The following is a 21208-nucleotide window of genomic DNA, read 5'->3' on the forward strand; positions in this document are numbered from 1 at the left end:
ATTATTGGGCTTGGTTTTCAGACAGGGTCCTTCTTTTTATTCACTTCGCAGCGACTTCACCGGATTCACCACCGCCGCCTTGATCGACTGGTAGCTTACCGTGAGGAAGGCCACCACGACCGACAGCAAACCTGCCACCCCGAAAATCCACCACGGCATATCGATATGGTAAGCATAGCTTTGGAGCCAGCCATCGAGGTAATACCAGGAAACGGGTGCAGCGATGACCAGAGCCACCAACACCAGTTTTAGAAAATCTTTTGATAACAAAGCCGTGATACTCGCAACGCTGGCTCCCAGTACTTTGCGAACCCCTATTTCCTTGGTGCGCTGCTCGGCCGTGAAGGCCGCCAGGCCGAACAACCCTAGGCAGGCGATCAGGATAGCGGTGATCGAGAAGAAAAGTACCAGGCGGGCGGTGCGCTGCTCGGTGGCGTAGAGTTTGGCGACTACATCGTCCAGAAATTTAAAATCGAAGGCTGAATCGGGGATGGATTTCTTAAAACTACTTTCCAGCGTCGCCACATTCTCGGACAGTTTTCCGCCATTCATGCGAACCAGCAGATTGCTTCTCCCTTCGGAAGCACTATTATGGAAAGCGTAGGCCCCAATGGGCTTGTGGAATGTGTCGAAGTGGAAATCTTCCATTACCCCTACGATGGTAGCGCGGTTGTAGCCGAAGGTATTGTAGGCGGTTTTACCAATCGCTTCTTCGGGCGTCATTTCCAGGAAGTCTACGGCAGTTTTGTTAATAACCAACTGGACGGTCGTGTCTTCTTCCGACGATTTTTCGGAAACGGGAGCGCCGGCCAGAAGTTTGATGCCCAGCGTCTCTATGATTTCTGGCGTAGCGCGGTTGGTCTGAATGGCGATCCCATTTGTCCCCGTCCCATCTTTGGTGATCGTCCGACCGCTCGTTCCCGCACCGGGGTAGGACTGTGCCCGCGCCACAGAGCTCACAAAACTCAGCCCCTTATAGGTGTTCAAAAGGGTATTGATTTGCTCGCTATTTTCGGCACCCTGCGTCGAAATGGCAATGACCTGGTCGGCATTATAGCCCAGGTCGTTTTCCTGTACATACTGTAACTGCCGATAAAAAACGAAGGTGGCAATCATCAGAATGATGGACGCCGTAAACTGAGCGACGACCAACCCTTTGCGCACCCAAATGGCAGAAAGGCTGTTTTGCGCTCCACGTCCGAACAGGCTCAACGGCGAAAACGACGACAGCATCAAAGCCGGATACGAGCCTGCCACCAATGAAAGTACCACAATAGCCGCGCCAATGCTCGCCAGCACCGGAACGCTGAACAAACTCCCGAAAGTAATTTCCTTCTCGGCGATGGAATTAAACAAAGGCAAAAGTCCGAAAAGCACCGCAAAACCCACCAGCACCGCGGCCGTGACCATGATGAAAGCCTCGACGTAAAATCGCGCTACCAGCGTGGATTGCGTGGCGCCAACTACCTTGTTGATGCCTACCTCTTTGCGGCGCTTCTGCGACTGCGCCGTGGCCAGATTCATGTAGTTGATGCAGGCGATGAGCAAAATGCCGAGCGCCAGCGCAATCAGAATATTGATCTGCTGAATATCGCCGATCCGCGTCGTGCTGGAATTCGAAATATTTGTAGAATAAAGGTGAACGTCGGCCAGGGGCTGCAACCAGAATCGGAACCACTGGTTTTCCTTTTCTACGTTCTTGTCCAGTACCTGGTTGATTTTTGATTCTACCTTTTTCATGGAGGCATTCGGCTCGAGCAGAAAATAGGTTTCGTAGCTGGCGTTGCTCCAGTGCTGCCCCTCGTTGGCCCACTTGACCGTCGAGAACGAACCGATGAGATCAGGATCGAGAGTAGAGTTTTGCGGGAAATCCTGATACACGGCACTCACCGTGACCTCGTAGTCGTGATCCACATTGAGGATTTTGCCCACCGGGTCGGCGTCGCCGAAGTACCTTTGGGCCGTGCTTTGACTAAGCATGATCTTATTCGGTCCGTCGAGGGCCGTTTTTGGGTTGCCGTACACCAGCGGGAGTTCGAAGATGTCGAACAGACCGGGGTCCGACCAGTACATTTTTCGCTCGGCGAACTTATCCTGCTCGCTGCTCACGAAACCCGTCTTGCCAAAATTGTGGTACAGCAGACGCGCGTAGGCTTTTATTTCGGGAATCTCCGCCTTCATGTCGGGGCCGATATTGTTGGGTACCGACGCCCACTCATTGCTCTCGCCTCCAAAAGTTGCCGTCAGCCCGACGCGGTAGATATCCTCGGCATGAGGGTTGTATTTGTCAAAAGACAATTCTTCCCGGGCGTAAAGAAACAGGTAGAGAAAAATAGCCACACCAACCGAGAGGCCGAGCAAATTGAGGGTAGAGAATAAGCCGTTTTTCAGTAAGTTCCGCCAGGCGATTTTGAAGTGGGATTTCAGCATGATTTGGAAGTAATTTTTGGGAGATAGGGGAGGGTAGTGCAACTGCCCGGGTGGTCCGGTGGAAAGGATTCCTTTCACTGGTGTCTGCATTGGCCGGGAAAAATCTGTACCAAAAACTGATATTTCTGATAATCAGATTTTTATGAAAAGAAGTGAACTAAAAAGTGTTCGATATCGAACACCACTGACCGTTTTCGGACAATAAAAAAGAAAGGCCAAAGTATAATTATCTGAGAACCAGTAGCCACGGTATTTGGCACAGACTTTTCTGCTTGTCATGTCCTGTAACCGTCTTTTCTCCGTTTTACCATGCTACGCAATAATCTCAAAATTGCCCTTCGCAACCTGTCTCGTCATCGCGGCTTTACTATTCTCAATACGCTGGGTCTGAGCGTCGGCGTGGCGGCAGCTCTGTTGCTGTTCATGGTGGTGCGCTACGAAAACAGTTTCGACAAGTTCCATGCGAACTACGACCGCATCTACCGCGTCATCCGGCAACAAGCCTATGCCGATGGAAGTGGTGAAGTGACGCCGGGCGCGCCCCTGCCCGTGGCCGCAGCGCTGAAAACGGACATCCCGCAGTTCGAGAGAGTGGTGCCGATCTATGGTACCCTCGATCCGCAGGTGACGGTTCTGGGCCGAAACCCTGATTCCGGTGACCTTTCAGCCAAATTTATTGAGGACAATGAGGGGCTGATGGTCGATCCCGGATTTTTCAAAATGTTCGATTTCCAGTGGCTCGAAGGCGGCCCCGACGTACTGGCAGAGCCTAACGTGGTGGTGCTGTCGCGGAAGTTTGCGGAGAAATATTTCAAGGATTACCAGCAAGCCGTGGGTCAGTACCTGCGGATCAACAACACCACCACGATGAAAGTGGGCGGGATTCTTGAAGATGCGCCTCAAAACACAGATTTTCCGCTCAATATCGTTTTGTCTTACGAGTCTAAACGTACCCAGCCGAAGCTGTTTGGCTTCGGGGATTTTGAGAATTGGGGTAGTACCAGCAGCAGCGATCAGATTTTCGTGCAACTACCCGAAAACTTTGAAGTAGCCTCGGCCAATGCCCTTCTCGAAAAATTCTCCCGCAAGCACTATGACAAACGAAACGACAAGGATAAGAAAACCCATAGCCTGAGTCCTTTCGCAGCCCTCCACCATGATACCGAGCTGGACAATTACAAAGACCGGGCAGTCCCTCGCGAGCGCATCCGGAACATCGCTATCGTAGGCGTGCTGATTCTGTTGATGGCCTGCATTAATTTCATCAATATTTATTCTGCCCTAGCCACCAAGCGCGCCAAGGAGGTGGGTGTCCGGAAAGTCCTGGGCAGCCAGAAGGGACAGTTGGTTGCCCAATTCCTGACCGAAACTTTTCTGGTGGTGCTGGCCTCAGTACTGGCTGGTTTCATGCTTGCTTACATGGCTTTGCCAATCCTGGAAAACATGTTCGACGTCCCGACCGATCCGGCGTTGGACATTGTACCCCGATTGGGGTTGTGGCTGGCCGGGCTGTCGCTGGGACTGACATTTCTGGCGGGTCTTTATCCGGCTTTGGTACTGTCGTCCTTTTCGCCGCTGGAAGTATTTCAAAAGAAAGCTTCACGTGGATGGGCTGGGGGGCTGACGTTGCGCCAGAGCCTGATCGTCTTCCAGTTTGCGGCGGCATTGGTTCTGATTATCGGCACGGTTATCAATCTGCGACAGATGGAGTACATCAGCCAGTTGGATTTGGGTTTTGTGAAAGAGGGGGTATACAATCTCAATTTGGATACCGAGTACAGCGCCCGCAACGCCACGTTGCGCAATGAACTACTGCAAATACCGGAAGTGAGCGCGGTTTCTTTTTCTTCCGACCCGCCTTCTTCCAGCAACAACTGGGGTAGTAATTTTGCCTACACCAATTTGTCGGAAGATGAAGATTTCGAAATTTCCATGAAAATGGCCGATGGTGATTATTTCAAAACCTACGGCATCGAATTTCTGGCGGGCGGCCCCTACGCTAATGCCGACACCAGCACCAAATTCGTAGTCAATGAGCGTCTTCTGCAAAAACTGGGCATCAAGGACCCGGCTTCGGTCATTGGCCATAAGTTGCGTATGGGCGGCTGGGAGCCCGCGCCCATTGTTGGCGTCATCAAGGATTTCCACACCAAGTCGGCCCGGGAGGATATCGACCCTATTCTTATCACTCAACTCAGCAAGTTTTACTGGTCGGGTGCCGTGAAACTGGAATCCAAAAACTTACCGCAAACGGTGGCGAAAGTCAAAGTCGCTTATGAGAAAATCTTTCCTGAAGTACCTTTCGTCGGAAAATTCTACGAAGAAAACATTGAGAATTTCTACCAGGCCGAGCAGCAAATGGGCTTGCTCTACCGTGTCTTTGCCGGGCTGACAGTTTTCATCGCCTGTCTGGGTTTGTTCGGTCTGTCGGCCTTCGCCGCCGAGCAGCGCACCAAGGAAATCGGCGTTCGGAAAGTGCTGGGAGCATCCGTGCTGGGCTTGACGGCGCTCTTATCCAAAGACTTTCTGAAACTGGTCGGTATCGCCATTGTTATCGCTTCGCCCATCGCCTGGTACCTCATGAAGTCCTGGATGGCGGGATTTCAGTACCAAATCGGCATCGAATGGTGGGTGTTCGTGGTAGCCGCGCTATTGGCCGTGGCCGTGGCATTGGGGTCGGTGAGCTACCAGGCCATTCGGGCGGCGTTGATGAATCCGGTAAAGTCCCTGCGGAGTGAGTGAACGTTCAGCTGCGAGTGCGGATCATTCCACTCGGTCAGCCCCCCGGCACTTTGTCAGTTTTGGCGTGCTGAAGGTTAGGGTGGGCGATGCGGGTATGCCTTTTGTAGGAAGAAATTGAATCTTCAAACTACTTATGAACGCCAAAACTGAATCCATTCTCGCCGGGTTGCAAAGTGAGACTTCAGCGATCGACTGGTCGCAACTTCTGATAAAGATTATCGATGCTTTCGATTGTACCACAGGGACCATCCACACGCTGGACAGCGAAACTCAATTCCTGAATCTGCGTGCACAGGTGGGTATACCTGAATTTTTGCTGCCTAAAATGTCGCAGATACCCATCGGCAAGGGTATGGCGGGCATCGCTGCCGAACGCCGAGAACCTGTGGAGATGTGTAATCTGCAGACGGATGAGTCGGGCGTAGCCCGGCCCTCGGCGAAGGATACCAAAGTGGAAGGTTCACTGGCTGCACCGATGCTGCTCGATGGGGACCTACATGGAGTGCTGGGCATTGCCAAGCCCGTGCCCTATGACTTTACGAAAACAGAGATTAGCGACTTAATGAAGATCGGGGAGGAACTGAGTCGGCAGTTGGCGTAAAAAGAGGCTTTCCAACCCGGTCGATGTGCGCTTTTAAGTCCTCGTTTTTTAACCCTTCGTAATATACCACATCCGTATAATATGGAATGGGAATTTCCTCATTCAAATAGCCTGCGATATCTATTGCTGTTTTGAGGGTGCATCTTGCGCCTTTGATTGCCAGGTCGATGTCGCTGCCCGTTTGGAAATTGCCTTTGGCGCGGCTACCGAATACGAGTACTTCCTCTACTTCTGGGTAGCGGTCAAAGGCTTCGGTAAGCAGACGGAAGCTTTTTGCCGATATGCCGAATGGGTTCATATTGATTGTTGGAGCTTCTGGAATAATTCTTCGATAGCCACGAAATATTTAGTAACGATCAACCGATAAGCCAGCTCTGCGTTTTCCTCGTCGTAGCTGTGGCTCATCAGGTTGCGCTTTTGTAACATGTCCAGCCAAAGTTCTCCATCCAATAAGTCATATTTGAAACCAGCTTTGATGACATCGCGCGGAAAACTAACCAATACTTCATTCGCTTCGAGATAATCCTTTACCGTTTTCCAGGCTAACTCAAAAGTAAATTCGTATACTTGAATTACGCCCGCCTTTTCTAAATCCGAAAGGTTTTTCATAGCCACGGCGTCTCGCAGGCGGGCGTATGCTTTTTCAAGGTTTTGGAAGCGTTGCTTCCAGCGAATGTCTGGGTCAGTCATGTAATTTTTTTATATACAATTGGGTTTCACAGGTTGATAAAAAGGGATCAATGTAAATTATTATTTGCGATAATTTATATCAATTCCCTTTTTATCGACCTTCTTAAAAACCAAAAACTAGTCCCGCTCCTACATTCACAACCGACACGAAGCGCTTGGGATTGCTGGTCACGTTCTGGACGACCACATTGTTTATTATACCCGTATTCTGCACGTTCTTCAACTGGGCGTTCGATCCGATGCCATCGGCAGTGATTTGAAATCGCAGCCAGTCGGTCAGCCGGAAACGTACCGAAGCGCCAGCACCGAAACCAAAGGCGTTTGTAGAAGCTTTTTTAATCTGACCTTCGACCGTTGGGCCGCCTTCTGAGGAGGTGCCCAACACTTTTACACCCGGCGACTCGACGAAAATCAAACCTCCCTGCACGTGCCCTTCCAGTTCGATGCTCCCCCTGGTCAGGTACCCGGATGGCCCCAGCAGCAATGCGCCCAATTGCCAGGTGGTGGTTTCTTTTTTCCAGCTATAGCTTTCCGACTTATCCAGTAACGGACTGAACCGATCGATGAGGGGCTGTGCGTCCGTCTGATTGATGTTGAGATTGCCCGTCAGGCGCAGGCCCAGCCAGGAAAGCAGTTTGCGTTCGTAATTGAGCTGACCATAAATCCCTGACCCGGCCAACCCTGCTTCGGGGTCGTTGAGGTTTTCGCTGGCAAACTGCCCGACGGGCAGGCTGTATCCACCCGAAAAAGAAACCAGATTGCGCTGCTGCGCTGCGACGCTCAGCGGCATCAGCATGAATGTCCACAAAGCAGCTTTCAGGAGAAAAACCGGACGAATGAATTTTTTCTGTAAACGCATACGAGTCGAACAAGTGAATTGGGAATGGCAAATGTAAAAAAATTACTTCCGGTAGATACGAATGAAGGCTTCTTTCGGTAGCTGGTCGAATGCACCGCCGGCCAGGGCCGGATTAATTTCATAGGTGTAAGCGTCAGGTTGAATAAGTACTTCTTCGCCAAACAATTCGCGCTCATTGAGTACCATACGACGTACCAGTTGCTCATCATAATCCTTGCCCTGCCGTTCGTTGTCGCCCAATACGAGACGTATTTTCTCCCAGTCGTCATAGAAATATTCGCGCAGCAGCGGGATGATTTTGCCCCGAAAAGCCTCACACAAATCCTCATAGGTTTTCAAGCCCAGAAAATAGGCGTGGCCTAGTGTGTGGTCCCGGTCGTATAGGGCCTCAATGCGTTTGTTCATCGTGCGCAACAAAGCACGAAGGTCAATACCTTCAATGGCAATGTCGGCCAGTAACTCAGGATCGGGAGGCATTTCCCGGAATGCAAAGCGGCGGCGTAAGGCTGTGTCGAGTAAGGCAATGGAGCGATCGGCGGTATTGAGCGTCCCGACCACGTAGAGATTGGCCGGAACCCCGAAGCGGTTGCGGGAGTAGGGGAGGGTAAGCCATAATTCGTTCCCGGCCCCCAATCGTTTGTCGGGTTCCAGCAGGGTGATGATTTCGCCCAGTACCGCCGAAAGGTTGGCACGATTGATCTCGTCGATGACAAGCAAATGTCCCGGCGCAGCGGCGAATCGCTCGGCCCGGCGCGCGGGCCCCTCGTCCAGGCAACTACCAAAGGAAGCATAACCCGCTTTTCGTAGCGCCTCCTCGCAGGCTTCCTGAAAGATCCCTTTTTTGACCCGATAGCTCAATTGTCCGCCAACCAAATCGGGCCGGATCCCCTCCATGAATTCTTCGTAGCTGTACGAGGGGTGAAAGGTCACGAAGTGGGCGTCGGGGAATTCGCGGCGCAATTGCTGAACGTAGTAGGTTTTGCCCGTTCCCGGCGGGCCATAGAGCAGGTAGTTGAGCGGAATGTCAGGACGTTTCGGGGGAACGGAATCTTGGTGTTGCCCTCCGTTCGTATCCAGCGTTGCATAGGGTTTTGTGCCTTCGTTTACTTGATTTTCGTGCCAGCCGGGGGCTGCTAAGGCGATGATCTCGCCCCGGTAGGCTTCATCGATCGCGGCTTTGTAGGCGGCAGAATTATGTTTTTTGATGTGCGGACTGCGCCGGGCCTTTTCCACGAATTCCAGCAGGCAGTTTTCCCACTGTTGCTTGGCATCGGGGTCGTAGCGGTCCAGATCTGCCTGCTCGAAGGGCAGGGGCAGCCAAACATAATCTGCCTGGGGACCGTTAAGCCTGGACTGGGAATCTTTCGACTTCGTCAACGGATGTTTGCCGTCCTGGAAGTAGTCTTTGGGAAACGCAAACCATAGACAGACCCCTTCGTTGCGGGTTTTCGTAAGGCGTAGGGCCAGATACACATTGATATTGACCGAAATCCCAACGGCGTTCTTTAAAACTACAATCGCCAGCCGGGGGTCAGAGTCGGCCAGGTTGGTGACATCTAGCACGTCTTTCAGTAGTCTAAAAAACAGCAGACTGGCTTCGGGATGGTCTATTTCCCGGATTTTTTTAATAAGTTGGTCTTTCTGTTCTGACTGGTTCATAATGGCGGGATAGATTTTTTGGGATAATATGGCAAGATAATCAAATCAATATTTTTATATCGAAAGAGTAAGGTGTAAAAGGCTTAACCATAGTCCTTTGACAAAAATTAAGAAACTGGAATCCAGAATCCAGTCCCTACGTATTACCTTTGGAACGGAAATTGTACCCTTTACGAACACTAATAAAACCAATCCTCATGGACAGAAAAGAAACCGACCACGAAGCCCGCGAAACTAAAAAAATTGGCAATGTGCTATACTGGATCATAGGCATAGGCATCGTGCTGTCGATCCTTGCCTTTGTATACAGCTTTCTCAGGCATGATGGTGATGCGGTGCCGAAAAGCGACACCCCATCCAGCCAGGTATTATCCGATACGGTGGCCGGCGACCGCATGAGTGATACTCTGGCGACCGACATGCAGCGATAATTATTTTAAAAGTGCTTCCCACAGAATTTCAACCGGATGCAGGCTGCTGCGTCCGGTTCCGTCTTTTATCTGGTGCCGGCAACTCGTGCCGGGCGCGGCGATGATTACCGCCTCGGGCTGCTGCCGGATCGTAGGGAAAAGTACCAGTTCGCCGATCTGCATCGAGAGGTCATAATGTTCCTCCTCGTATCCAAAACTACCCGCCATGCCGCAGCAGCCGCTGGGGATAAGTTGCACCTTATAGTTGAGCGGCAGCGAAAGTACCTGCTTCGCCACCGACAGCGATGAAAGCGCTTTTTGGTGACAGTGCCCATGAAGCTTGATGAGCTTTTCCCCGGTTGAAAACTGCGAACTGGCAATGTTTTTCTTTTCGATTTCGCGGGCCATGAATTCCTCGAAGAGCAGCGCATTTTTGGCCAGATTTTTTGCCGGAGTCCGAAGTTCGGGCGTAACCAGATCGGGGTACTCGTCGCGAAATGTCAGAATAGCCGACGGCTCGATACCAAGGAGCGGGGTTTGGTCGGTAATCAGGTTGTGCAACAACCGGACGTTCTGGTTGGCGATTTGCTGTGCTTCTTTCACCAATCCTTTGGATAAAAAAGTACGGCCCGACTCAGTATGTTTCGGAAGTAACACTTCGTACCCCAGCCCCTCCAAGAGGCAAACCATTTTTTGCCCGACTTCCGCGTCGTTGTAGTCTGTGAATTCATCGCAGAAGAGGTAGACGGTCCCATTTTTTGCGAGTTCGCTCTTTTCCCGGCCCTTTCTTTTCCCAAACCATTTCCGAAAAGTCTGCTTGCCCAGCAGCGGCATCGTTCGTTCAGGGTGGAAGCCGACGGCTTTGTTCGCTGCGCGGCGCAAAGCGGGCGTGCTGAAAATTTTATTGTACACCCAAGGAACGAGAGCAGCCTGTTTCATGCGCTTGGTGAAATCCGCCACCAGCCGCGACCGGAACGGCACACCGTGTGTATCGTGATATTGCTGGGTAAATTCCGCCTTCATCTTGCCTACGTCCACGCTCGACGGGCACTCTGCTTTACAGCCCTTGCACGAAAGACACAAATCAAGCACTTCCTTTACCATTGCGGGACTGGTCGTTCCTTCTTTGTTTTCTGAAAATGACGTTTTGGAGTAATACTGCCGCAGAATATTGGCGCGGGCGCGGGTCGTGTCGCGCTCGCGACGGGTGGCCATGTAGCTGGGGCACATCGTGCCGCCTGTCAGTTCGGTTTTCCGGCAATCGCCGGAGCCGCTGCATTTTTCGGTCAGGCGCAGAATGCCTTCTTCTCGTGTAAAGTCAAAAATGGTCCCGATGGCGGGCGGTGGAGCGTCGGCCACGTAGCGAAGCGACTCGTTCATAGGGGGTGTGTCTACGATCTTGTTGGCGTTGAAAATGCCATTCGGATCCCAGATCCGCTTCACCTGCCGGAAAAGCTCGTATACTTCCTGCCCCATCATAAACGGGATGAACTCGCCGCGCAGGCGCCCGTCGCCGTGTTCGCCTGAGAGCGCGCCCCGGTACTTCTTTACCAGTACGGCAGTTTCGGCCAGTACTTCCCGGAACAGGCGTTTTCCCTCGCTGGTTTTCAGGTTGATCATCGGCTCCACATGCAGCTCGCCCGCACCGGCATGGGCATAGTATGAGGCGTGCAGGCCATGCCGGGTCAGGAGTTTTTCCAGGTCGGCGATGTAGTCGGGCAGGTCTTCTACGGCCACGGCGCAGTCCTCGATCAGGTTCACCGGCTGCGTATCACCGGGTAAGTTACGGATCAGCCCCAATCCTGCCTTACGAATGTCCCAGGCCTTGATGGCGTCGGCTCCGAAGAGCAGCGGGTAGGCGTAGCCCAGGTTTTCCAGTTCCAGGTCGGCGACGAAATCCGCTGCGAGTTTACGTACTTCCTCCTCTGCGTCGCCCCAGAACTCCACCAGCAACAGGGCGGCGGGGTCCCCTTCCAGAAAAAATCGGTTTTTGGAGTACTCATGGTGTTCCCTGGTGAAATCCATGATGTACTTATCCACCAGTTCCGACGCCCTGGGCGCATGGCGCATGGCCACGCGGTTGGCGTGAAGCGCCTCGCCCAGTGAAGTCGTGTGAACGCAAACCACACCCACGGCGGCGGGCGGTAAATCCACCAGGCCAATTTTGGCTTCGGTGATGAAACAGAGCGTTCCTTCTGACCCGGCGATGAGCCGGGCGAGGTTGATGTGGTCACCTTCCGTCAAACTATCGAGCGCGTAGCCCGAATTTCGCCGCGTTACGGATTTTTTAGCGAAGTTTTTTTCAATCAATTCCTGATCGACGGGGTTGGAAATGATCCCCCACATTCCGGCGTAAATCGCCTGTTCGCGTTTGCTGGGAGCAGTTTGGCCAGTCAATTTTTGCAAAAAATCATTTTGACTGGTTGAGGAAAACACTGCTTCCGATCCATCTGAGAGTAGTGTTTTCACTTCCAGTAGATGGTCGCGGGTAGTTCCCCAGATCAGCGAATGCAGTCCGCAGGAATTGTTACCGATCATGCCGCCGATCATGGCGCGGTTGGCCGTGGAGGTTTCGGGGCCAAAAAGCAATCCGTGCGGTGCCAGGTACTTGTTCAGGTCGTCACGGATGACGCCCGGCTGCACCCGCACCCATTTTTCCTCAGCATTGATTTCCAGAATTTTGTTAAAATATTTTGAAATGTCTACCACCAAACCCTGCCCCACCACCTGTCCGGCCAGCGAAGTACCCGCGGCGCGCGGTATGAGCGTAAGTCTGTGCTGATTGGCAAAAGCAATGAGTTGCCTGATGTCTGCCTCGTGGCGCGGCAGGGCCACGGCCAGCGGCAACTCCTGATACACCGAGGCATCTGTGGCGTATAGCCGCCGCTGCGCTGCGTGGAGGGTGGAGTTGTCGAAATAGAGTTCTCCAGAAAGTTCGGAGCGTAGTGCGTTGAATTGAAGAAGAGTGGGGCGGTTCATGCGGTCGGTGAAAATGGAACGCTAAATTAACGTAACCAAACGGCAGCGCGAACTTGCCGGAAGTATTTTTCCGTTATATTGCCATTACTCAACAACTTCCAGGCTCGGCGCAGCGGCTACGGCATGCTTTTGGTTTTGATACAAAGACCCGTAACTTCGCCTGTTTTATATAAAAACCGTTGCGACCCGAGTGTCCAGAAAAAGTGTATGAAAGCCGTCTCAACAATTATATTTACGATGCTGGTTATCAGCGGAATGGCTCAGAGTTCCGCCCGCATCAACATTGCGTCGCCCACTGAGGTCGACTATGTGTATTCCCTTACGCTCGAGCGCGTTCGTTTTCATGAAACCCTGGGCGTGGGCCTGGCCGAAACCGAGTATGAAACCATCGACGTGTTTGATCTGAGTATTCAGAAAGACGGCTCGACGACTTTCCCGGTGGACAAGCCATTACTGGTTAGAATGACGATTGCTTCCAAGCGGCCTACCAACGACCTGTCGCCCGCCGAAATGCGCCGCCAGAGCCGTACTCAGTTGCTTTATATCGTGCCGGACGAAAACCTGACCATCACGGTGAATCCCGGTAATGAACTCACATTTGAGGGAAAGAATGTGGCTTATCAGGAATTTTTGCAAAACTATTTTCTGGAAAACCACTACCAGTACCTGCCCGCCTTTCGCTTTAATCCTAAGAAAATAGACAATGATGCCATAGTTACGCAGAGCGATAGCCTGGCGCAACTTCGCCTGGCGCAGTACGAAACTTTCAAAGCGGCGCACCCGGTGGACAGTACTTTCGACAACTATGTGCGGGCCACCACCCACGTGGAGCCGTACCTGATGCGCATCGTCGTCCGTGATCGCCAGATGCGCAAGAATACGCCCGTGAAACTGACGCCCGAACAGCGGAAAGAGTTGAATACCATCACGATGGATAACTTTAAGTTATACCCGGATGAAGCTTTGTTTAGTTTGGCTTATCGCAACGAACTGCGCAACTGGATTCTGATTCCCAGTACCGAGAAGTACCCGCAGGAGGTTAGCACTCAGTTTATGCTGAGTGCTGAAGCTGTACAGGATGTGTACCAGCGCAGCATCGAAAAACTGCAAAATTATCCCAAACAGCAAGAGTACCTACTTACTTATTGGCTCAACTATGCAGTGACCGCGCTGCCTTCCATGCAGGCTGCCAAGGCATTGTTCAGTGACTTCGGGCCGCGCTATCCCGACTCGGAGGTGAAAGACTATTTTGCTAAAATCATCGCCGCTAAGGAAAAACTGGAAAAAGGTCAATCGGCGCCTGAGTTTACACTGCTCAATAAAGATAGTACGATGGTGTCACTCAGTAGTTTGCGGGGTAAGCCGTTGGCCGTTGCCTTTGCCTTCAACCTGAAACAACATGAACCAACGCTGAAGCTGCTGGAAGAAGCAAAAGGTGATAGTGTCCTGTTTGTGTACGTGAGTGTTACACCCGGCATCCCGTTCCATACCTGGAAAGATTACGTGGAAGCACGCCCCCACGCACTGCATCTCTATGCTCCGGACGAAGAAATCGAAAAATTCAAAGCCGTTTATGCAGTCGAGCCGCGTTTTCCCTTCATGGTGATCGATGAAGCCGGCCGCTTTGTGAACCGCTGGATTCCGCAGGAGTTCCCTGACAACCCGACGCTGAAAAAAGAACTGCGGAGCGTGGTGGGGCAGTAGTAGTTTTCTACGCGAACTCAGTAGTATTCTACAAAAACCAAGAATAATATCATCTGTATCGCTGCCTGGCTCATCCCGATTAAAAATCGGGAGCTGTTCAGCTTGTGCCTGCGACTGGATTGAATGTGATCGTTGGTGCGGTTTGCGCAATGATCCAATGTCCCCTTTTTCTTATTACTATGCTTACAATCAAGAGTATGTACAACTTGCGAAACGTCAATCCGCCGATTGAGTTTTCAAAAGTTACCCGCATTGAGCGGGCACCCGATAATCATAAAAACCAAAATATTTCCATACTGTACTTTTATGGCGCGCAGGCAGACGGTTTCGATAAAATAGTCAGAACATGGTTCTACAAATCTGAATCTGACCGGGAGACAGAATTGAGAAGGCTTCGTGAACAGTACTCTTCCCTCTTCCTGAGTTAGCTGTTCCTGCACGGATACTGATCGGCCGGAGTTATTAAAACAAAAATGCTGCTCTATCTTTCGACAGAGCAGCATTTTTGTTTTAACCGAAGAAAGTAAGGCAACCCTTATTAAAAATTGGCAGCCCTTTGTATCTAAACCAACTTCCGGTATTTAATTCTTTTAGGCGTAGCGTCTGCACCAAGGCGTTTCTTACGGTTTTCCTCATATTCCGAGAAATTTCCCTCGAACCAGTAGGCTTGCGAGTCACCCTCGAAGGCCAGGATGTGGGTCGCGACGCGGTCGAGGAACCAGCGGTCGTGGGTGATGACCACGGCGCAGCCCGCGAAGTTCTCGAGGCCCTCTTCCAGGGCTCGGAGCGTGTTCACGTCCAGGTCGTTGGTGGGTTCGTCGAGGAGGAGCAGGTTGCCGCCTTCTTTCAGTGTCATAGCCAGGTGAACGCGGTTGCGCTCGCCGCCCGACAGGTTACCGACTTTCTTTTCCTGATCTGAGCCCGCGAAGTTAAACTTGCTTACGTAAGCACGCGCATTGACTTGTTTTCCGCCCAGCATTACCCATTCATTGCCTTCCGAGATGGTTTGGTACACTGTCTTGTCCGGATCGAGGTTGTCGTGTTCCTGATCCACATAGGCCCACTGCACGGTTTCACCTACTTCGAATCCTCCTTTCAGAGGCTCCAGCTGTCCGGTAATCAACTTAAAGAGCGTAGTTTTTCCGGCACCGTTCGGGCCGATGATCCCCACAATACCGGCGGGAGGCAGGGCAAAATTCAGGTCTTCATAAAGTAGTTTGTCACCGTAAGCCATCATGATGTTGCTGGCTTCGATCACCTTGTTACCCAGGCGCGGGCCGGGCGGGATGAAGAGTTCCAGCTTGTTTTCCTTTTCTTTGGCGTCTTCACCGAGCATTTTTTCGTAGGCACCCAGGCGCGCCTTCGACTTAGCCTGCCGTGCCTTGGGAGCCATGCGCACCCACTCCAATTCGCGCTGTAGTGTCTTCTGGCGCTTCGATTCCTGTTTTTCCTCTTTTGCCAGTCGTTCCTGCTTTTGTTCCAGCCAGGAGGTGTAGTTTCCTTTCCACGGAATGCCTTCGCCGCGGTCGAGTTCCAGAATCCAGCCAGCCACGTTGTCGAGGAAGTAGCGGTCGTGGGTTACGGCAATGACCGTGCCTTTGTACTGCCGCAGGTGTTCTTCCAGCCATAGTACGCTTTCGGCGTCGAGGTGGTTGGTCGGTTCGTCGAGGAGCAGTACGTCGGGCTGCTGCAGTAACAGGCGGCACAGGGCCACGCGGCGTTTTTCCCCTCCCGACAGATTAGCGACCGACTGATCGGACGGGGGGCAGCGCAGGGCGTCCATCGCCACTTCCAGGCGGTTGTCGAGATTCCAGGCGTCGGCGTGGTCGAGTTTTTCCTGCACCTCGCCCTGGCGCTCGAGCAGCTTGTCAAAATCGGCGTCGGCATCACCGAAGGCTTCGTTGATCTGGTCGAACTCTTTGAGAAGGTCTACAATCTCCTGCACGCCTTCCTCCACCACTTCCCGCACGGTTTTTGTGGGATCAAGCTGAGGTTCCTGTTCGAGCATGCCAGCCGTAAAGCCAGGTGAGAAAACAACCTCGCCCTGAATGCTCTTGTCGAGGCCCGCAATGATGCGCAACAGCGTGGATTTACCGGAACCGTTCAGGCCCAGGACGCCGATTTTGGCCCCGTAGAAGAAAGACAGGTAAATATTTTTGAGGATGTGACGGTTGGGTGGAATGATCTTGCTGACACCCGACATCGAGAAAATTATGGATTCGTTGGCCATTTTTTAGTTAATTTGTACTTGGCAAATATCGGTAATTAAGCCCATACATGGACGCCGGATTGTGGATTACGGATATCAAGGGGAATTAAAAATCTTATATTCAGTAATTTGATTGGATAGGTATTCTAAATTAGGTTTTGAGTTTCAGGCTGCTATTTTTCTGTTTTGTCTAAAACCTTCGGAAAGCGCTGATTTAATGTACTTATTGAAATATAGAGGAGATTTCGGCATCAAATGGGTTTCCTGAATAACTAAACCCACCAATTAAGCAGATAGATAAAAAGTAAAGTCATGGAAGAAAAGGAAGAATACGGCTACGTAAAGGATGGCAAAGTATTTTTGAAAGGTTACCTCGGGAATCCCGACCGTCAGATTGGCGAGGTGAAAAGTACAGAACAGGAGGCGATCGATTATTTCAAAAATCGATTCACCATTGCCAAAGGCAAAGTGGACACCCTGGAAAAGGACATCGAAGAAGCCCAGAATAAGGGGTCTTACCTCACTAAACTGACCCAACTCCGCCGGAAACTGATTGGTTTTGATGCGATTGGCGACTTCATTCCCCTGCTCGACAGACTGGATAAGGCCGAAGATTATCTCACGGGGCTGATCCTGGTCAATCAAACCAAGAATCTGGAAATAAAGCGGGCACTGATCGAAGACGCCAGAGAGGCAGCCTCAATCGAGGACTGGCCGACAGCCACCGATGCCGTGCAGGTGGTAAAAGACAAATGGATCAGGACAGGTCCTGTGGACAATGAGTTTCAGGAGGATGTAGACAAACAATTTCAGGACATCCTGGATGACTTTTTTCATCGTCGCCGCGAATACTTTGCCGAGCAGAATAAGATTGTGCAAGCCAAGGTGGACGAGTACGAGAAGCTCATCAAGCGGGTGAAACAACTGTCGTGGAGTAAGGATTTGGACGAAGCCTACAAACAGGCCCGAGATATTCGGCGAGATTGGAACGCTCTGGGCGAACTACCCCCCAAGAAATTTTTCAAGATCAACAAGGCCTACCGCCATTTTTTCAAGCTCTTTTACGACAAATACAACCAAGCGAAAGGTATTCAGCCGGAGAATCGCGAAGATCCGCGGATCACACAGCAGCGGAAGCTTCTGGCCGAGGCTGAGGACGCCCTGAAAAACGACAACATCGTGACGGCATCTGAGAAAGCCAAGGTACTTCTCAGCAAGTGGAAGGAAATCAGGATACCTTTCCGGCAGTCGGATCGTGAGTTGAGCGACCGCTTCCGCTCGACCTGCGACAAAATATTCGAGCTGAGCTACCTGGCCCGCGTGATCAGCCGTAAGTACCCGGCTTTTGAACTCAAGAGCGAAGAAGAGCAGCTTCGTGCCCAAATCCGGGAGATGGAATGGCTCGTGAGCCGGGAAAAAAGCGACCTGGATATGGCGACGCTCGATGTAGAGCGCAGCCTGACCGGAGACGAAGAGCAGGACAAGCGCCTGCGCGGGCGGCTCAACATACAAAAACGAAAGGTAGCTATGAAGGATAAGATTCTTCGGGAATTTCAGCGGAAGCTTGAACGACTGGAGCGTTGATTTTCAAGCTCGATCCCCGCACTTGCAAATGTGTTTTCAGTACCCTGGTCTCGTAAGTGACCGGGGTACTTTTGTTTTCGATGAGCTCCAGCAGCAACTCCGCGGACTGGCGTCCCATCTCGAAAGAGGGTTGGGCTATCGAGCTTAGCGGCGGGTCGAGCAAGCTTGACACCCCCAGATCTGAAAAGCCCAGCAGCGCCACATCATCGGGCATCCGGTATCCGAGCTGCCGCAATGCCCAGTGAACTCCAATGGCAATGCGGTCACTGGCGGCAAAAATACCGTCGGGTCGTTCGCGGAGGGCCATGAGCTGGTAGGCGCGTTCGGTGCCCCCCGCCTGATTATACTCTGCCTCCAGCACCCACTCATCCCGTTGGGGTAGTTTGTGTTTGCGCAACGCATCCCGGTAGCCGTTGCATCGATTCCTGCTGATGGCCAGGCTCATTGGGCCCGAAACATGAGCAATTTTGCGGCAGCCCTGCTCGATCAGATGCTCGGTTCCGGCAAAGGAACTCGTGTAGTCGTCAACCAATACCTTGTGGGTCTGAACCTCATTGCTGGCCCGGTCGAAAAATACGATGGGGATACCCCCTTCCTGTAAGTCGGCGAAATGCTGGTGATGCAATGACCGGCTTGCTACCGAAACGATCAGGCCGTCGGCACGACGGTCGGCGATGTGCCGGACATCGGCCATCTCGCGTTCGTAGGACTCGTGACTCTGGTAGATCATCACATGGTACCCGCGACTGTAAGCCACGTCCTCCACACCGCTGATAGCCGTGGAAAAAAAAGGATTGTCGATGTCCGGAACAATGATACCGATGGTGTGGGTCTGATTCTTTAAGAGGCTGAGTGCGATAGGGTTAGGCGAGTAGTTGAGCTTCCGTGCCAGTTCTATGACCCGTTCCTTAGTGGCTCCGCTTATCTCAGAACTATCGCGGAGAGCCCTTGAAACCGTGGATTTGGAAATTCCCAGTTGGCGCGCAATTTCCTTAATGGTGATCGAAGTTTTTCCCATAATTTATGAAAGCGATTACCTTGAAAAGTGCAATTGACCTAACCTGAAATCGCTTTTTTTTAGCGAAATTATTTTCTGCAAAGTAGCATAAAAACAACAATTCCCGGAAAATGTCGAAGTTTCGGGAACGGTACCGGGAACGGTTGCGTAAAATTGTTGCCCTTTTTCAAGATAGAATTTTGTGAATCAACGAGCCTATGCGTAATCTTTCAACGAAATCAAGCAATCGTGCAATTTCAAGCAATTACCTATTTCACAAAAAAATTCTATTCCTAATCATTACCGGATGATGAACACGATTCTACTTAAGAAGACGACCAGTCAGCCTTCCCTCTGCCCGAGCCAAATGGAAATGCTGTTCAGGAAGGTGGTGCAGGAAGGTGACTACGTTGCCTACCGCGAGCTGTTTACCCGCTATTATTACTCCCTCTGCACCTATGCCATGCGCGTAGTGGTGGGGCGTGAAGTTGCCGAAGAGGTGGTAGCCGATGTATTTATCAAGCTATGGAAAAATCGTGACCAGATCGAAGTACACACCTCTTTCGAGGCGTACATATACCGGGCTGTTCGCAACCAGTCGCTCGACTACCTGAAACTGAAACTGCACCGCGTGTACGAACGAGAGCCGCTGGAAAGTATTCAGTGGAACCCTGCCTATGCCGATCATTACTCTCCGGCCGATGAAATGGTTTTTAACGAGTTTTATGATCGGGTGGAGGGCCACATCCGCGACCTTCCGCGCCAGTGTCAGATTATCTTTCGCCTCAGCCGTGAGGAAGGGCTCCGCTATCGCGAAATCGCTGAACAACTCAAAATATCGATCAAAACTGTAGAAACCCAAATGGGCCGCGCTCTGAAGGTGTTGCGGGAAAGAGTGCCTGAGAACAGGCTGGTGGCTTAGCAGTGGATTTGCTTTCAATGAGTTTTCGGTAAGAGGCTGAAAATCTTCCAGGTTGTGAGCGGTGGATTGTAATTAATCCGTTCCCGATACATCATTTTGTCCCTCATAAGGATACATGTATGAGTAAAGACCGCGCCCCATTCACCTTTAACCGTTAACTTTCGGCCTAAAAAACAACAATTTACTACTAGAAAGATGTCTCTCGAACAAACTTGGCGCTGGTTTGGGCCAAATGACCCTGTTTCATTAGCAGATGTGCGACAGGCAGGTGCCACCGGTGTTGTCACAGCCCTGCATCATATTCCCAATGGCGAAGTATGGAGTGCAGCAGAAATCAAAAAGCGAAAGGCCGCCATTGAAGCTCAGGGGCTGGTGTGGTCGGTGGTGGAAAGCATCCCCGTTCATGAGGCAATCAAGACGCGCACCGGCAATTTCAAGCAATACATAGATAACTACAAGGAGTCCATCCATAATTTGGGCGAAAGCGGGATCGACACTGTTTGCTACAACTTCATGCCCGTTCTGGACTGGACTCGCACCGATCTGGATGCCCCGATGCCTGATGGCTCTACCGGGTTGCGCTTCGACGCTACGCAATTCGCTGCCTTTGAACTTCATATCCTGGCAAGAAAAAATGCGTTGGCTTCCTATACTGAAGAGCAGCAAAGAAAGGCGAAGGCATGGCTGGACCAGGCCGATGAGGAAAGCATCCACCGCCTGACCCGCAACGTTATCGCCGGGCTTCCCGGTTCGGAAGAAAGTTTTACCATTGAAGAATTCCGGGATGTACTGGCGACCTATGATGCCATCGGTGATGCAGAGTTGAGGAAACATCTGTACCAATTCATCAATGAGATAGCCCCTGTCGCGCAGGAGTCGGGCATTCGGCTGTCTATCCATCCCGATGACCCGCCTTACCCAATTCTGGGCTTGCCTCGTGTGGTGAGTACCGAAAAGGATGCCGTAGCGCTGCTGGAAAGCTGCGAGGTGATGGCCAATGGTCTGTGTTTCTGTACGGGGTCCTACGGCGTGCGGGCCGACAACGACTTGGTAGGCATGGTGGAAAGGCTGGGGAATCGGATTCATTTTATCCACCTGCGGGCCACGCAGCGCGAGGGCGATGGTAGTTTTCAGGAAGCCGATCACCTTGCCGGCGACGTGGACATGTACGGGGTAATGAAAGCGCTGCTGAAAGAACAGAAGAAAAGAAAAGATGCAGGCCGTGCTGATCTGCGACTGCCGTTCCGCCCCGACCACGGCCACCGCATGCTCGACGACCTCACCGCCGCCAAGCGTACCAATCCCGGTTACACAGCCATTGGCAGACTGCGCGGACTGGCGGAGCTAAGGGGCTTGGAGATGGGTATTGAGCGTTCGTCCATTATATAATGACAGAATTCTGAATCATAAAATGGTGGGGTG

General features: G+C 51.8%; 16 protein-coding genes. 8 read left to right on the plus strand and 8 right to left on the minus strand.

The window, feature by feature from the left end:
- Positions 1 to 36 precede the first annotated feature (36 nt).
- Positions 37 to 2430 (minus strand): ABC transporter permease, encoded by a 2394-nt coding sequence (locus IE117_RS02555; protein WP_189562775.1) that lies wholly within the window; start codon positions 2428 to 2430, stop codon positions 37 to 39.
- A gap of 309 nt (positions 2431 to 2739) precedes the next feature.
- Between IE117_RS02555 and IE117_RS02560 the strand changes: the two genes are divergently transcribed.
- Positions 2740 to 5172: an ABC transporter permease gene (locus tag IE117_RS02560; RefSeq protein WP_189562776.1), complete on the plus strand. Its 2433-nt coding sequence runs from the start codon at positions 2740 to 2742 to the stop codon at positions 5170 to 5172.
- A 133-nt stretch (positions 5173 to 5305) separates the two neighbouring features.
- Positions 5306 to 5773 carry a GAF domain-containing protein gene (locus tag IE117_RS02565; RefSeq protein ID WP_189562777.1) on the plus strand — a complete coding sequence of 156 codons (468 nt, stop codon included), beginning with the start codon at positions 5306 to 5308 and terminating at the stop codon, positions 5771 to 5773.
- Here IE117_RS02565 and IE117_RS02570 read toward each other — a convergent pair.
- The 4 genes from IE117_RS02570 to IE117_RS02585 all read right to left on the minus strand — a co-directional run bounded on the left by IE117_RS02570 (position 5724) and on the right by IE117_RS02585 (position 8981).
- On the minus strand, positions 5724 to 6071 hold the full coding sequence (locus tag IE117_RS02570) for a nucleotidyltransferase family protein (RefSeq protein WP_189562778.1): 348 nt from the start codon (positions 6069 to 6071) through the stop codon (positions 5724 to 5726). The genes IE117_RS02565 and IE117_RS02570 overlap by 50 nt on opposite strands.
- Complete coding sequence (locus tag IE117_RS02575; protein ID WP_189562779.1) at positions 6068 to 6463, minus strand: nucleotidyltransferase substrate binding protein; 396 nt, start codon at positions 6461 to 6463, stop codon at positions 6068 to 6070. The genes IE117_RS02570 and IE117_RS02575 overlap by 4 nt, the downstream gene beginning before the upstream one ends.
- Positions 6464 to 6566: 103 nt before the next feature.
- Complete coding sequence (locus tag IE117_RS02580) at positions 6567 to 7322, minus strand: hypothetical protein (RefSeq protein ID WP_189562780.1); 756 nt, start codon at positions 7320 to 7322, stop codon at positions 6567 to 6569.
- A gap of 42 nt (positions 7323 to 7364) precedes the next feature.
- Positions 7365 to 8981 carry an McrB family protein gene (locus IE117_RS02585; RefSeq protein WP_189562781.1) on the minus strand — a complete coding sequence of 539 codons (1617 nt, stop codon included), beginning with the start codon at positions 8979 to 8981 and terminating at the stop codon, positions 7365 to 7367.
- 197 nt (positions 8982 to 9178) lie between these two features.
- Here IE117_RS02585 and IE117_RS02590 point away from each other — a divergent pair, with 197 nt between their 5' ends.
- Positions 9179 to 9412 carry a hypothetical protein gene (locus IE117_RS02590; RefSeq protein ID WP_189562782.1) on the plus strand — a complete coding sequence of 78 codons (234 nt, stop codon included), beginning with the start codon at positions 9179 to 9181 and terminating at the stop codon, positions 9410 to 9412.
- Here IE117_RS02590 and IE117_RS02595 read toward each other — a convergent pair whose 3' ends face one another.
- Entirely contained in the window at positions 9413 to 12370 is a 2958-nt protein-coding gene (locus IE117_RS02595; RefSeq protein ID WP_189562783.1) for an FAD-binding and (Fe-S)-binding domain-containing protein, read from the minus strand.
- A 207-nt stretch (positions 12371 to 12577) separates the two neighbouring features.
- Here IE117_RS02595 and IE117_RS02600 point away from each other — a divergent pair, with 207 nt between their 5' ends.
- Together IE117_RS02600 and IE117_RS02605 are read left to right on the plus strand one after the other, a co-directional pair.
- Positions 12578 to 14074 carry a thioredoxin domain-containing protein gene (locus IE117_RS02600; RefSeq protein WP_189562784.1) on the plus strand — a complete coding sequence of 499 codons (1497 nt, stop codon included), beginning with the start codon at positions 12578 to 12580 and terminating at the stop codon, positions 14072 to 14074.
- Between the two features lie 179 nt (positions 14075 to 14253).
- Entirely contained in the window at positions 14254 to 14502 is a 249-nt protein-coding gene (locus IE117_RS02605; protein ID WP_189562785.1) for a hypothetical protein, read from the plus strand.
- A gap of 134 nt (positions 14503 to 14636) precedes the next feature.
- Here IE117_RS02605 and ettA read toward each other — a convergent pair whose 3' ends face one another.
- The gene (gene ettA / locus IE117_RS02610; RefSeq protein ID WP_189562786.1) at positions 14637 to 16304 is read right to left on the minus strand and encodes an energy-dependent translational throttle protein EttA; all 1668 of its coding nucleotides are present in this window, start codon (positions 16302 to 16304) and stop codon (positions 14637 to 14639) included.
- 291 nt (positions 16305 to 16595) lie between these two features.
- Between ettA and IE117_RS02615 the strand changes: the two genes are divergently transcribed.
- Positions 16596 to 17867, plus strand: coding sequence for a DUF349 domain-containing protein (locus tag IE117_RS02615; protein WP_189562787.1), 1272 nt, complete (start codon positions 16596 to 16598; stop codon positions 17865 to 17867).
- Here the strand turns inward: IE117_RS02615 and IE117_RS02620 are convergent.
- A complete protein-coding gene (locus IE117_RS02620) occupies positions 17809 to 18885 on the minus strand; it encodes a LacI family DNA-binding transcriptional regulator (RefSeq protein ID WP_189562788.1) in 1077 nt (358 codons plus the stop codon). The genes IE117_RS02615 and IE117_RS02620 overlap by 59 nt on opposite strands.
- A gap of 286 nt (positions 18886 to 19171) precedes the next feature.
- Between IE117_RS02620 and IE117_RS02625 the strand changes: the two genes are divergently transcribed.
- Complete coding sequence (locus IE117_RS02625) at positions 19172 to 19786, plus strand: RNA polymerase sigma-70 factor (protein WP_229580211.1); 615 nt, start codon at positions 19172 to 19174, stop codon at positions 19784 to 19786.
- Between the two features lie 195 nt (positions 19787 to 19981).
- Positions 19982 to 21175, plus strand: coding sequence for a mannonate dehydratase (gene uxuA / locus IE117_RS02630; protein ID WP_189562789.1), 1194 nt, complete (start codon positions 19982 to 19984; stop codon positions 21173 to 21175).
- Positions 21176 to 21208: the final 33 nt, after the last annotated feature.

The sequence above is a fragment of the Persicitalea jodogahamensis genome (assembly GCF_014651615.1).
GTDB lineage: Bacteria > Bacteroidota > Bacteroidia > Cytophagales > Spirosomataceae > Persicitalea > Persicitalea jodogahamensis.

Coding starts and splice junctions, on each gene's coding strand:
- IE117_RS02555 (WP_189562775.1), bottom strand. CDS start 2,430: ATGCTGAAATCCCACTTCAAAATCGCCTGGCGGAACTTACTGAAAAAC.
- IE117_RS02560 (WP_189562776.1), top strand. CDS start 2,740: ATGCTACGCAATAATCTCAAAATTGCCCTTCGCAACCTGTCTCGTCAT.
- IE117_RS02565 (WP_189562777.1), top strand. CDS start 5,306: ATGAACGCCAAAACTGAATCCATTCTCGCCGGGTTGCAAAGTGAGACT.
- IE117_RS02570 (WP_189562778.1), bottom strand. CDS start 6,071: ATGAACCCATTCGGCATATCGGCAAAAAGCTTCCGTCTGCTTACCGAA.
- IE117_RS02575 (WP_189562779.1), bottom strand. CDS start 6,463: ATGACTGACCCAGACATTCGCTGGAAGCAACGCTTCCAAAACCTTGAA.
- IE117_RS02580 (WP_189562780.1), bottom strand. CDS start 7,322: ATGCGTTTACAGAAAAAATTCATTCGTCCGGTTTTTCTCCTGAAAGCT.
- IE117_RS02585 (WP_189562781.1), bottom strand. CDS start 8,981: ATGAACCAGTCAGAACAGAAAGACCAACTTATTAAAAAAATCCGGGAA.
- IE117_RS02590 (WP_189562782.1), top strand. CDS start 9,179: ATGGACAGAAAAGAAACCGACCACGAAGCCCGCGAAACTAAAAAAATT.
- IE117_RS02595 (WP_189562783.1), bottom strand. CDS start 12,370: ATGAACCGCCCCACTCTTCTTCAATTCAACGCACTACGCTCCGAACTT.
- IE117_RS02600 (WP_189562784.1), top strand. CDS start 12,578: ATGAAAGCCGTCTCAACAATTATATTTACGATGCTGGTTATCAGCGGA.
- IE117_RS02605 (WP_189562785.1), top strand. CDS start 14,254: ATGCTTACAATCAAGAGTATGTACAACTTGCGAAACGTCAATCCGCCG.
- ettA (WP_189562786.1), bottom strand. CDS start 16,304: ATGGCCAACGAATCCATAATTTTCTCGATGTCGGGTGTCAGCAAGATC.
- IE117_RS02615 (WP_189562787.1), top strand. CDS start 16,596: ATGGAAGAAAAGGAAGAATACGGCTACGTAAAGGATGGCAAAGTATTT.
- IE117_RS02620 (WP_189562788.1), bottom strand. CDS start 18,885: ATGGGAAAAACTTCGATCACCATTAAGGAAATTGCGCGCCAACTGGGA.
- IE117_RS02625 (WP_229580211.1), top strand. CDS start 19,172: ATGATGAACACGATTCTACTTAAGAAGACGACCAGTCAGCCTTCCCTC.
- uxuA (WP_189562789.1), top strand. CDS start 19,982: ATGTCTCTCGAACAAACTTGGCGCTGGTTTGGGCCAAATGACCCTGTT.